Raw genomic sequence first — 12,147 nt, 5'->3', positions numbered from 1 at the left:
GACGTGCCTGGGCGCGGTGCACATCGCCCGGCGTGGGGCAGGGTCGCAGGGCCGGGTCGCCGCGGGTGCGGGCCGCCGACGCGGTGAGCGCGTCGGCGGCGGCCGCAGCCTCTGGTGACGAGTCGTCTGGTCAGGACGCCGGCTGGCCGGCCTTCTTACGGCGCAGCGCGTACATGCCGGCGGCTCCCACGCCCAGCACGGCCAGACCGCCCGCGGTGACACTCGGAGTGGCAAGCGCGCCGCCGCCGGTGTGCATACCGCCGCGCGGCTTCTCGTGGTCGTCGCCTCGCTCGTCGCTGTCGCGACCGCTGTCCCGGCCGCCGCCCTTGCCCCCGTCGCGGTAGCTGTCGGGGTCGAACCGGCTGTCGTCGCGCCCCGAGTCCGAGTCCGAGCCCCAGTCGTCGCCCTGCACCATGGCGAGCGCTCCGCCACCCGTGTGCATTCCGCCGCGCGGCTCGTCGTGTCCGCGGCCCTTGTCGTGGTCGTCGCCGTGATCATTGTCCTGGTCGCGCCCCGAGTCGTCGCCACGGTCACCGCCGTGGTCGTCGTCGGAGCCGTGGTCGCGCCCCTGGCTGTGGGAGGAGCTGTCGCGGCCTCCGTCGTCACCCGCGGGAACCGCGAACGCGGCGCTGGGCGCGCCGAAGGCGAGGGCTGCAGTGGCGGCAGCCGTCGCCAGAATCATGCGGGCAGAACGCATAGTGATGTCCTTCCGCCGTGGTCGGGCAGCGGATACCTCATCAGCTGAACAGACCCGGCCTCGACATGAACCACCGTCAGTGAGCCCTCCGGCTCCCACCATCCGAGCCGCCCAGCCGGGTCACTGCGCCACCCGTCTGCCTCACTTTCCCCACCCGGCGTACCCCTCGTCCGGGCGTATCCGTTCCTTCGAGGGCCGAACGGCGCTCGGGACACCCCCCTCTTGTTATGACCGTCGTCATAACGCAGGCTGGTGCCGGCAGCACGGAACGTCGACGCGGTGGGAGGAAGCGGTGGCTGACGGGATGGCGCGGCACCTGTGGGAGCGGTACGAGCCGGTGCACGATCTGGTGTACTTCGCGCCGGAGGTGCGCCGGGAGGCGGACGCGCTCGGGATGCGCGGGTTCTGGATGGGCTACTTCGCGCTGCGCGCCGCACCGCTCGGCGCCGTTCCCCCGTCCGTCGTGACGAGCTGCTTCTACGTCTTCCACCCGGCCCGGGTGACCCGGGCGCTGCCGGACGCCTGGGCGTACGCGACTCCCGCCGATGTGCTGGCCGCCCGTCAGGATGCGCTGAATGCGGCCATGACAAGCCTGTTCGGACCGGACGCCGTGGGCTCGGCCGAGTTCGCCGAGGCCGCCGACCTCGCCTGGGAGGCCGCCGCCGTGGCGGACACCACGGGCCGGGTGCTGGCCGCCGCGAATCAGGCACTGGAGCGGCCGGACCGCCCCACCGCGCGGCTGTGGCAGGGCCTGACGACCCTGCGCGAGCATCGGGGCGACTCGCATGTCGCGGTGCTGGTGAGTCGGGGGCTCGGCCCTGTCGAGGCCATGGTGCTCAAGGCGGCGGCCGGCGAGTCCGACGGGGCGCTGCTGCGGGAGACCCGCAAGTGGGAAACGTCGGACTGGGAGGCGGCCGGGACACGGCTGCGCGAGCGCGGATTGCTCGCGGCCGACGGCTCGCTCACCGCGGCCGGGGCGGCCGCACGCGCGGAGGTGGAGGCGCTCACGGACGCGGCGGCCGAAGGACCGTGGACCGCGTTCGGCACCGAGCGCACCGCACGCCTGGCCGAGCTGCTGGAGCCGTTGGCCCGCATGGTGGAGAGCTCGGGCCTGCTGCCGTCGGGCAACCCGGTGGGCCTGACCAGGGGCTCGCACCACGTCGGCCGCTGACCGGCGACCGGCGACCGGCGACCGGCGACCGGCGACCGGCGACCGGCGACCGGCGACCGGCGACCGGACAAACCCGTCGGCGCGCCTCGGGTCACCCTCCGCCTTCCAGGGAAACCCCGAGGACCGACCCGGTTGCCCGGCCGTCGGCCGGGCGCTCGGCGTCCCCGCCCCGGGTGCCGGGTCGGGGACGTCGCAGGGACGGCGGGGTGTCCCGCCTTACCAGGTCACCGGGAGCCGCTCGGGGATGCGCTTCATGAAGCCGGTGCGCCAGACCAGTTGGCCGGGCGGTACGGCGAGCGCGAGGTCCGGGAACCGTTCGAGGAGGACCTCCAGGGCGATCCGGGCGTGTGCGCGGCCGAGCGCGGTGGCGGGGCAGTAGTGGGCGCCGCCGCCGAAGGAGAGGTGGTCGGCGGTGTTGTCCCGGTGGATGTCGAAGCGGTGCGGGTCGGGGAACTTCTCCGGGTCGAGGTTGGCCCCCTCCACCAGCACCAGGACGAGTTCGCCCGCGCGGATGTCCACGTCGCCCAGCCGGACGTCCTCCAGGGCGAGGCGTGGCAGGGCGTCGCCGATGGAGAGGTTGACCCGCAGCAGCTCCTCCACACCCGGGCCGATCAGGTCCGGGCGGTCGCGGAGGAGGTCGCGGGCGATGGGGTGGGTGAGCAGGTACACCAGGGCCATGGAGAGGAAGCCCGAGGTGGAGATCACTCCCGCGCCGAACATCGTGACACCGACGGTGGCCAGCATCTCGTCGGTGAGGTGAGCGTAGTCGGGGTCCTCGCGCAGGGCGGCGAGTTCGCCCATCAGGCCGTGCGTCGCCGGGTCGTCGAGCAGGGCCGTCATACGGGTGATGTCCCGGTCCCAGTTGATCTTGGCGCCGGTGATCGGGCACGGGGAGTTCATGAAGGCGATGTCGAGGCTGCGCAGAAAGCCCGGGGCTTCGGTCTGCGGGACGCCGAGGATGCGGCAGTGCATGCCCGCCGAGTACGGCTCGCAGAACGCGCCGCGCAGATCGGCGGTCGGGCCGTCGGCCGCCATCCGGTCCACCAGCCGGTACGCCTCCTCGCGCAGCCATTCCAGCAGGCCCGGTGACTTCGGGTTGAGCGCCTTCAGCACGGCCCGGCGCAGCCCGGCGCCGGTGATGTTGCCCATGTTGTTCACGACCTCGGGCGGGATCGTGAGGGCGTACTGCCGGGGCACTCCGGGGGCGGAGGTGTCCTTCAGGGAGAACCGGTCGTCCTTCAGCACCTGCGCGCACAGGTCGTACGACGACACCAGCCAGGCCTCGTCGCCGGCGATGGTCCGCACGCGCCGTACGGGGGTGGCGGCGCGTACCTCCTCGACCTCGGCGGGGACCCGGGTGCCGTCCCAGGAGAACGGGAAGTCGAGCAGGGGCGGGTGGTCGGTGCGGGTGTCGGGGGCGGTGGTCATGCCACGGCTCCTTCCAGGGCGGTAGGGGTGACGATGGCGTGGCCCTGGTTGCGGGAGGCGCGCAGGCCGGCGCCGCGGGAGTACAACAGCTCGGCCATCGGCAGCAATTGGTGGTAGCAGTTGAGCGAGGAGGGCACCTTGAGAATCGCGGGGGTGTCCAGGAAGAGCGGGGCCTCGGCGCAGACGTACTCCAGGCACACCGCGCGCTGCCGCTCGGTCGGAGCCTCGCCCCGGGCACTGAGGAAACGATTCACCAGGGCGTCGCACACGGCCCGGAAGGCTGCGTCGGAGGCCAGGCGCGCCTGGAGTTGCCGGTGGATGTCCTGGTAGGCGGGATTGGTGCGGAACTCCGACATCGGGTGCCAGTCCAGCCGCAGGCCCTCCGGGTCGGCCGCCGACACGGCGTCACGAACCTTGGCGCGCACCCCGCGCAGGTTCTTCACCGCCTTGCGCCGGGCCTCGTCCGGCGGGTAGCCGGAGGCCTCGTACATCTCGGCGACGTACAGGTCGGTGTACACGAAGTCGACCCTGTCGAAGTGGTCCAGTCCCCAGCGGGCGAGGTCGTGCAGGCGACGGGCCGAGAAGTAGCTGTTGCCCGGGGACACACCGATCACGGCGTGCGCGCCCTCGCCGAGGATGACTTCGCAGTGGGATGTGTACGGCTGGACTTCGAAGACGTCGGCCATCAGCACGGATGCTGTGGTCAAGGGGGATTTCCTCCGCCGCGCGCTAGTCCCTGCGGAGCCCTGTGCCCCTGGTGTGGCAGCGCGGCGTGCTCACGCTAGCCGTACGGAATCAGCACGGGTAGTTACCGCCGGGGTTTGGCTGAAAACAATCGTAGTAATGGTTGAAGTCCCGCACTACTGCCCCTTGTTGCGGGCCGTAGGCTGGGGCCGTGCTCAACCGAGACGAGGATCAGGAGGATCCGCGGCGGGCCGCGTCCCGGCTCACCGGACGCCCGGTCACCGGCGCACGGCCGGCTCCCGGGTCACCGGCCCAGGTCACGCTGGACGGGGGGACTTCGGTGATGGTCAAGCGCGGCAACGCTCCCGGGGCCGTACGCGCCGAAGTGGCGGGACTGCGCTGGCTGGCCGCCGCGAACGCGGTCAGGGTGCCGGCGGTGCTCGGACACGACGAACACTGGTTGGTGACGGAGCGGGTGCCGACCGGTCGGCCGGATCCGGCGGCAGCATCGCGTTTCGGCCAGGCACTCGCCGCGCTGCACGCCGCGGGTGCTTCGGATTTCGGAGCGCCGCCGCCGGACGGCCCCGAGGACGCGTTCATCGGCCTCGCCCCCATGCGCAACACGCCGGGCACCGACTGGCCCGGCTGGTACGCCGAGCACCGGGTGCTGCCGTATGTGCGTGCCGCGGTCGACCGCGGCACGCTGCGCCCGGACGAGGCGGCCGTGTTCGAGCGGGTCTGCGCGCGGCTGCCGGAGCTGGCCGGACCCGCCGAGCCGCCCGCGCGACTGCACGGGGACCTGTGGAACGGGAACGTACTGTGGGGCGCCGACGGCGAGGTCCGGCTCATCGACCCGGCCGCGCACGGCGGCCACCGGGAGACCGACCTGGCGATGCTTCAGCTGTTCGGGTGCCCGTACCTCGACCGGGTGCTCGCCGGGTACGAGGAGAGGGCACCGCTCGCGGCCGGCCGGCGGGAGCGGGTGGGTGTGCACCAGCTGTTCCCGCTGCTGGTCCACGCGGTGCTGTTCGGACGCGGGTACGCCGAACAGGCCCTCACTGTGGCCCACAGCACACTCGCGGCCTGACGCGGACACCGGCCGTTGCCCCTGCCCTGTTGTCCGGGCGGCCCTTCCGGTGCACCCTCGACCTGCGGTTACGCAGCGTAAGGAAACCAATCACCCGTTCGATTCGTATAAGGACGTGAAAGCCGAATCAGGGAGAGACCATGCAACCGTTCACGCTCAACTACGCGCGGCCCGCTGTGCAGTTGGACGTCACCGCACCGTACGCGTACGACTCCGGACTGCAGTTGAACGTCCTCCCGGACGGGCGGATCGCCGCCACCGACCATGCGACTCTCAGGGCCCTTGGGACCACGACCTCGACGGCCGGTTCCAAGACGCACTTCGACGACTGAACCGCGGGCCCTGGAAGATGACCGTGCTCATCCTGACCAGTGAAGAAGACGTGACGGCCGACATGGTGGTCCTGCGACTGGGCGAGGCCGGCGTGCCGGTCGTCCGGCTGGACCCCGCCGACCTCACCAACGGGGTGGCGCTGTCGGGCGAGTACGTGCAGGGCGCCTGCCGTGGACACCTGTCCGCCGGCGGGCGCCTCGTGAGCATGAACGGCCTGCGCTCCATCTGGGTACGCAGACCCGGGGAGGCCGCCGCCCGCGCCGCCCAGCCGTCCGCCTGGCTGACGGAGGAGTCGTCGCAGGCGCTGTACGGCATGCTGCGCGCCACCGACGCGCGCTGGATGAACCATCCGGACGCGGCCCGGAGAGCCCGCCACAAGCCCTGGCAGCTGCGCCTGGCACAGGACAGCGGCCTGGCGGTGCCGGCCACGCTGATCACGACGTTCCCGCAGGCGGCGCGGGAGTTCGCGGAACGCTTCCCGGACCTGGTGGTCAAACCGGTGTCGGGTGCGCATCCGCAGGAGCCGCCACGTGCGGTGCCGACCAGCCGGGTCGCGCCGGACACCGACTTCTCGGCGGTGGCCTTCGGTCCGACGCTGCTGCAGCGGCGGATCGCCAAGCGCGCCGACATCCGGCTCACCGTCGTCGGCGACACGCTGCTGGCCGCGCGCAAGCCCACCGCCCCGGACGCCCACCCGGACGACGTGGACGTCCGTTTCGCCCCGTCGGTCTCTCCCTGGCTGCCCGCGGACGTGCCGCCGCGCGTCGCCGAGGGCGTACGGCGGTACATGAGGGGCGCGGAACTGGCGTACGGCGCATTCGACTTCGCGGAGGACGCGGACGGGATCTGGTGGTTCCTGGAGTGCAACCAGTCCGGCCAGTTCGGGTTCGTCGAGATGGACACAGGTCAGCCCATCTCCGCCACGATCGCCAAGTGGCTGGCCGAGGGCGGGGACCGGGACCGCAGGTGTGCGGAGGGCGAGCGGAGCGCAGCATCTTGAGGGTGCGGGGATCGGCTGGGAGGAAGGAACGCCACATGCGTATCGGACTGCTGGGGACGGGCCCTTGGGCCCGGGCGGCGTACGCCCCCGCCCTCGCCGGGCACACCGGCGTGGAGTTCGCCGGGGTGTGGGGCCGCCGGCCGGAAGCGGCCACGGCACTGGCCGAGCAGTACGACGTCGCCGCGTACGCCGACGTCGACGCACTGCTGGCCGACGTGGACGCGGTGGCCGTGGCCCTGCCGCCGTCCGCCCAGGCCGAGTTGGCGGTGCGCGCGGCTCGGGCGGGCCGTCATCTGCTGCTGGACAAGCCGCTCGGGGTGTCGGTCGCCGAGGGGCGGGCGGTCGCGGAGGCGGCGGAGCGGGCGGGGGTGGCGTCGGTGGTGTTCTTCACCGCGCGCTTCCAGAAGGAGCCGGAGGCCTGGATCGAGGAACAGGCGGGGGAGGCGGGCTGGTTCACGGCGCGTGCCCAGTGGCTGGGGGCCGTGTTCACTTCCGACAGCCCGTTCGCGGCCTCGCCGTGGCGGCGGGAGAAGGGGGCGCTGTGGGACGTCGGCCCGCACGCGCTGTCGGTCCTGCTGCCGGTCCTCGGTGACGTACGGCAAGTGGTGGCGGCGGCGCACGGTCCCGCGGACACCGTCCATCTGGTCCTCGACCACGCCACCGGCGCGTCGAGCACGCTCACGCTGAGCCTGACGGCGCCGCCGGCGGCGGCCGGGGCCGATGTGGAGCTGCGGGGCGAGGCGGGCGTGGCGCTGATGCCGGGGAGTTCCGAGGGAGCGGTCCCCGCGCTCGCCCGCGCCGCCGACGCCCTGGTGCGGGCCGCTCGCACGGGCCGCCCGCACGCCTGCGACGCCGCGTTCGGCCTCCGCGTCACCGAGATCCTGGCAACGGCGGAGTCCCGCCTCACAGCCCCCAGTGACTAGGGGGTGTCGTTCGGATCAGGCCGGCCGGCACCCCCCAGGGGGTGTCGTTTGGATCACCCCGGCGTCGCGGGCCCTGGCACCCCCTGGCCCCGGACGCCCGGACGCCACCGCCCGCGCACGGCTCCTGCTCCGCTCCGGCCACTCGGCGCGGAGCAGTGGCGCGGGCGGTGCCGTCTCGATCACCGCCCCGTCAGCATGTCACCCGGCGCTGACAACTCCGTGGGCCCAGTAGTTGATCCGCTCCCGCACCACGGGGTAGCCGGCCGTGGTGAAGTGGGCGGCCATGGGGACGTTGGTCCGGTCGGTGGCGGCGGCGATGAACTCGGCCCCCTGAGCCGCCAGGAAGTGGGTGCATTCGGCCAGCAGGTCGTAGGCGTAGCCGTGGCCCCGCTGCTCGGGCACGACGCCGATGAAGCCGACGCAGGGCCCGGCCGGATTGCGCGCGGGGATGTGGACGCCGACCGTCTCGCCCTCGGGTGTGCGGGCGATCCGCCACCACGTGCGCGGGGACGGAAACCAGTGGAAGACGTCCAGCTCCTGTTGTGCCGCCCGGTCCGGTCCGCCCTGCTCGATGGCCCGGCGGGCGTGGGCGTCGAGGGTGACGGAGTGGATCCGGCGCAGCAGGCCGAAGAACACCGCATCGTCCGGCTCTCCCTCGAAGAGCAGGCGCCCGGGCCGCTCGGGCAGTCCCCGGTCCGGGGTCCAGCGGTACACGAACCGCTCCGCCAGGGGTGCGTAACCGGCTGCGCGGGCGGCAGCGGCGCACGCGTCGGCGGCGGCCCGCTGCCGGGCTTCGGCCCGCCAGCCGGCGGGCAGGTCGAGTTCGAGTTCGTCGGTCCGCCAGGGTGCCGTGCGCAGGAGTTCGGCTCCGGCCTCCTCCTCGCCCTCGGCCACGTCGAACCAGTTGATCACGAGCGGCTCGGGGTCCTCGGGGCGGCCCCACCAGGCGGCGCGGGCCACGGTACGGCCGTCGCGTACGGCGATGCGCTGCCAGTCGGGGCGGTAGCGGGTGCGCCGGTGCTTGTCCTGGAACGCCAGCGGGTCGGGCATGGTGTGGAAGAGATGCGCGGTGCTCTCGTCGAGCGTGCGGATGACCGGGGTGGTCATGGATTCCTCCGGGATGCGTGCCGCGGTGCGGCGGGGACGCGCTCCCGGTCAGGCATGGCACACCCGGGTGACGGAGTGGCGGGAGCGCGGGATGACAGTGGCCATGACGCTCGCCTCCTTCCTTCCGTCTCGGGCGTGCCGGCCACAGGCTATGCGGCCCACCTCCGGGGCGTCCACCGCTTATCGCCGCCGGCTCATCAGTGCCGGCGGCGGCCGCGCGACTCCGGGTCCGGGCCCGGACCACGACGCGGCTCGGCTCGGCTCGGCTCGGCTCGGCAACAACCGAACGCCGCGAGCAGACGGTCCAGGCGCGCCGAACTGGGCAGGAGGCGTCGGTGCCGTCCCAGGCGGGCGGCGGCAGAAGGCCTCCGTGCCGTTCCAGGCGGCAGGCCCGGGTGCGGTGGGCGGCGTAGGTTGGGGGTGTGCGATGGGTGCGCGGCGGGTCGTCGCGTGGGGACCTGGAGGATCGCGGCTGGCTGCGGGGCGCCCCGCCGCCGTGGTGGGTGCGGGTGCTGCCCGTGTTGCTGCTCGTGGCCGTCAGCACGGCCACGATGGTCACTGTCCACGCGCGCGATCTGGGCTTCCTGCTCGGGGCGATCCCGCCGCTGGCCGTCCTGTCGTACGGCCCGCTGGCCACCGCGCTCCTCGGCCTCGGGGTGGTCGTGGTGCTGAACGTGCCGGCCACCCATCTCGACCGTCCCGGCGACACCGATCTGCTGACCATCGTGTTCGTGGCCGCGCTGAGCGTGTTCGTGTCGTTCGTGCGCAGTCACCGGGACGCCCAGCTGGACACGGAGCGGGCGATCGGCGAGGCCGTGCAGCGGGCGGTGATGCCGCTGCTGCCGCAGCGGGTCGGGGGCGTGGGGTGCACGGGCTTCTACCGGGCCGCGCAGAACGGGACGCTGGTGGGCGGGGACTTCTTCGACGTGCGCGACGGACCGTACGGGGTGCGCGCGGTGATGGGCGACGTTCAGGGGCACGGACTGTCGGCGGTCGCCACGGTGGTGTCGCTGCTGGGCGCTTTCCGGGAGGCGGTGCTGGACCAGCCGGACCTGGAGTCGGTCGCCGCGCGGATGGACCGCAGGCTGACGGTGGACTCGGCGGGTGTGCGGCACACGGAGCTCTTCGCCACCGGGGTGCTGCTGGAGTTCGCCCCCGACGGGCGTGTGGTTCGGGTGGTGGCCTGTGGTCATCCGGCCCCCGTGCTGCTGCACGAGGAGCACGCCCGGGAGCTGACAGTCGTGCCGGGACCGCCGCTGGGGCTCGGGCTGGTCGGCGTCGACCCGCCGAAGGAGGTCACGGTGACGCTCGGGCCGGGCGACCGGCTGTTCCTGGCCTCGGACGGGGTGTGGGAGGCACGGGACGCCGGCGACGCCTTCTATCCGCTGCCCGCCCGCCTCGCCGCCCTGGCCCGTACACCGCCCGTCGAGCTGCCGGGGGTGGTGTGGGCGGACCTCATGCAGTTGCGTTACGAGGTCCGGGACGACGTCACGATGCTGGTGCTGGCACCCGAGCCGCCGGCTGCCTGATCGCCCCGTCTCCTCCCCCGACCGGCGAACTCCTGGCCGTGGTTCGAACGTTCCGTCTCAAACGCCACGGTTCGCCACCCCTTCCGCCCCGTAGAAATATCTACGAGCATGCATATGCCGGGTCGGTGTGCAGGCGCACGAAGTGCCCGGTCACGGTCGTTCCCTGCGCCGGGCGTGGGCGAGCGAGGACACCCGGAGCAGTGCATGACGAACACGATGTGGATGCGGGGCGTGGAGTGGCTGGCCGCGGCGGCGGCCGACCCGCGGTCCTGCAAACGGGAGTGGGATCACGGAGAGGGCATCGCGCTGCTGGAGGCCGGCCGCTTCTGGGACGTGCTGACAGTCCCCGACAAGCTGGGACTGCTCACCCTGGACCTGTTGTGGCGCCCAGGGAGGCCGGCGCCGGGACCCACGCTGGTCGACACGGCGGCGGGCCGGGTCGGGTTCTTCCTGCCGCCGGACCCGTCCGGGGGCTGGGTGGGAGCAGGTCTGCGATACGCGACCAAGGGGGCCTGGCTCGCCGTACCGCCGCCGTACCGGCCCGCCCGCTTCCTGGAATGGCTCGTGCCACCCGACGGCACCGGCACGCTCCACTCACCCGGCGCCCTCGAGGACGCGCTGCGCCAGGCCAACGGCACCCTCGCCGTCCTCGCGCCGGTGTACGGTCAGTGAAGGCTCAGTCACCCTCCGACGCGGACGGCACACCGGAAGCGAGCCCGGGGCGAACGGGCAACTGCGGGGGTGGGGGGCCGCTCCGGTACGACCGTCCGGTCGGCGGGCGGGGCCGGATGGGCGCTCCTATGCTGGGGAGGTCCGGGCTCCGACGTCCCGCTCACCGCACGTTCGGCTCTCCCGTGCTTGGAGTCAGACCATGTCGCCATCCCGCCGTCTGCTGAGGGGGGCCGCAGTCGCCGTCACGGTGGGGACGCTGATGGCACCACTGGCCGCCGTACCCGTCTGGGCCGCACCGGTCTCCGTGCCGGCCACCGTCGCCGCCGAGCAGCCCAGCCCGACGCCCTCCGGACCGGCCGTCCGTGACCTCACCCCCCGCGTGGCACGCCAACTCGACGCAGCCGTACGGAAGGTGATGCGCGAGGCGAACGTGCCCGGCGTGACCGTCGGCGTCTGGACGCCGGGACAGCCGGACTACGTCCGCTCGTTCGGGGTCGCCGACAAGCGCACGGGGCAGAGGATGGCGCCGGACATGTACATCCGCATCGGCAGCGAGACCAAGACGTTCACCGTGACCGCGCTGCTGCAGCTGGTGGACCGGAAGAAGGCCGGTCTGGACGACCCGATCGGCAGGTACGTCGACGGCGTACCCAACGGGAACAGGATCACGTTGCGCCAGCTCGCCGAGATGCGCAGCGGGCTGTTCAACTACTCCGAGGACCCGGGCTTCTTCGAGGCGCTCACCTCGGACCCGCAACGGCCCTTCACGCCCCAGCAGTTGCTCGCCTACTCCTTCAAGCACCCGGTGATGTTCCAGCCGGGGCAGAAGTTCGACTACTGCAACACCAATCTCATCCTGCTCGGTCTGGTGGTGGAGAAGCAGAGCGGGCAGCACCTCGGGGACTACATCGCGCGGCACATCCTCGCCCCGGCCGGCATGAAGCACACGCTCTTCCCGTCCGGCAACGAGTTCCCCGCCCCGCACGCGCAGGGCTACACCCGGCAGACCGCGAACGGCAAGGAGGCCGACTCGGCCGACTGGAACCCGTCCTGGGGCTGGGCGGCCGGCGCGATGATCTCGACGCTCGGGGATCTGCACACCTGGGCGCGCACCGTCGCCACGGGCCAGTTCCCGGACGGCAGGCGGATGGTCGCCGCCGCCACCCAGAAGGAGCGGCTGATCATGCCTCCGACCGGCTTCAAGGGCGCCGGATACGGTCTGGGCATTTTCGACGTGCAGGGCTGGATCGGCCACAACGGCTCGCTCCCGGGCTACGAGACGGTGACCATCCATCTGCCGCCGTCGCGGACGACGCTCGTGGCCCTCCTCAACACCGACACCGGCTACCGGTCCCAGGAGCCGAGCACCGTGCTGGGCGAGGCCATCACGCGGATCATCTCTCCGGCGCACATCTACAACTTGCCAGTCACGCGGACCGGATGACGCACAGACGCGGCCGGTTTCCGACCCCCGCAGGGCCCGCGCGGTGTGCCGGGCGGCGATGACGGCGTCTAC

General features: G+C 72.8%; 12 protein-coding genes. 8 read left to right on the top strand and 4 right to left on the bottom strand.

The window, feature by feature from the left end; translation table 11 throughout:
- Window positions 1-130 precede the first annotated feature (130 nt).
- Window positions 131-697: a hypothetical protein gene (locus ACZ41I_RS13635; protein WP_399767352.1), complete on the bottom strand. Its 567-nt coding sequence runs from the start codon at window positions 695-697 to the stop codon at window positions 131-133.
- Window positions 698-989: 292 nt separating this feature from the next.
- On the opposite strand from ACZ41I_RS13635, the gene ACZ41I_RS13630 reads away from it, so the two are divergent.
- Window positions 990-1,868 carry an SCO6745 family protein gene (locus tag ACZ41I_RS13630; RefSeq protein ID WP_468514121.1) on the top strand — a complete coding sequence of 293 codons (879 nt, stop codon included), beginning with the start codon at window positions 990-992 and terminating at the stop codon, window positions 1,866-1,868.
- 216 nt (window positions 1,869-2,084) lie between these two features.
- Here ACZ41I_RS13630 and ACZ41I_RS13625 read toward each other — a convergent pair whose 3' ends face one another.
- Both ACZ41I_RS13625 and ACZ41I_RS13620 read right to left on the bottom strand, forming a co-directional pair.
- Entirely contained in the window at window positions 2,085-3,296 is a 1,212-nt protein-coding gene (locus ACZ41I_RS13625; RefSeq protein ID WP_468514120.1) for a cytochrome P450, read from the bottom strand.
- Entirely contained in the window at window positions 3,293-4,003 is a 711-nt protein-coding gene (locus ACZ41I_RS13620) for a cyclodityrosine synthase (RefSeq protein WP_399767345.1), read from the bottom strand. The genes ACZ41I_RS13625 and ACZ41I_RS13620 overlap by 4 nt, the downstream gene beginning before the upstream one ends.
- Window positions 4,004-4,191: 188 nt before the next feature.
- Between ACZ41I_RS13620 and ACZ41I_RS13615 the strand changes: the two genes are divergently transcribed.
- The 4 genes from ACZ41I_RS13615 to ACZ41I_RS13600 all read left to right on the top strand — a co-directional run bounded on the left by ACZ41I_RS13615 (window position 4,192) and on the right by ACZ41I_RS13600 (window position 7,323).
- Window positions 4,192-5,067: a fructosamine kinase family protein gene (locus ACZ41I_RS13615; protein WP_399767343.1), complete on the top strand. Its 876-nt coding sequence runs from the start codon at window positions 4,192-4,194 to the stop codon at window positions 5,065-5,067.
- Between the two features lie 140 nt (window positions 5,068-5,207).
- Window positions 5,208-5,399, top strand: coding sequence for a putative ATP-grasp-modified RiPP (tgmA, locus tag ACZ41I_RS13610; protein ID WP_014670659.1), 192 nt, complete (start codon window positions 5,208-5,210; stop codon window positions 5,397-5,399).
- A gap of 17 nt (window positions 5,400-5,416) precedes the next feature.
- Window positions 5,417-6,400 (top strand): ATP-grasp ribosomal peptide maturase, encoded by a 984-nt coding sequence (gene tgmB / locus ACZ41I_RS13605; protein ID WP_399767340.1) that lies wholly within the window; start codon window positions 5,417-5,419, stop codon window positions 6,398-6,400.
- A gap of 35 nt (window positions 6,401-6,435) precedes the next feature.
- Window positions 6,436-7,323, top strand: coding sequence for a Gfo/Idh/MocA family protein (locus tag ACZ41I_RS13600; RefSeq protein ID WP_468514119.1), 888 nt, complete (start codon window positions 6,436-6,438; stop codon window positions 7,321-7,323).
- Window positions 7,324-7,521: 198 nt separating this feature from the next.
- On the opposite strand, the gene ACZ41I_RS13595 is transcribed toward ACZ41I_RS13600, so the two are convergent.
- Window positions 7,522-8,430 (bottom strand): GNAT family N-acetyltransferase, encoded by a 909-nt coding sequence (locus ACZ41I_RS13595; protein WP_468514118.1) that lies wholly within the window; start codon window positions 8,428-8,430, stop codon window positions 7,522-7,524.
- Window positions 8,431-8,852: 422 nt separating this feature from the next.
- On the opposite strand from ACZ41I_RS13595, the gene ACZ41I_RS13590 reads away from it, so the two are divergent.
- From ACZ41I_RS13590 to ACZ41I_RS13580, 3 genes are all read left to right on the top strand, one after another.
- Window positions 8,853-9,959, top strand: coding sequence for a PP2C family protein-serine/threonine phosphatase (locus ACZ41I_RS13590; RefSeq protein WP_468514117.1), 1,107 nt, complete (start codon window positions 8,853-8,855; stop codon window positions 9,957-9,959).
- A 204-nt stretch (window positions 9,960-10,163) separates the two neighbouring features.
- Window positions 10,164-10,631 (top strand): hypothetical protein, encoded by a 468-nt coding sequence (locus ACZ41I_RS13585; protein ID WP_468514116.1) that lies wholly within the window; start codon window positions 10,164-10,166, stop codon window positions 10,629-10,631.
- A 199-nt stretch (window positions 10,632-10,830) separates the two neighbouring features.
- Window positions 10,831-12,075, top strand: a complete 1,245-nt coding sequence (locus ACZ41I_RS13580) for a serine hydrolase domain-containing protein (protein WP_468514115.1) — start codon at window positions 10,831-10,833, stop codon at window positions 12,073-12,075.
- Window positions 12,076-12,147: the final 72 nt, after the last annotated feature.

It is taken from the genome of Streptomyces sp. NPDC030799, from assembly GCF_055572255.1.
This window is presented reverse-complemented; position numbering and strand designations above follow the sequence as displayed.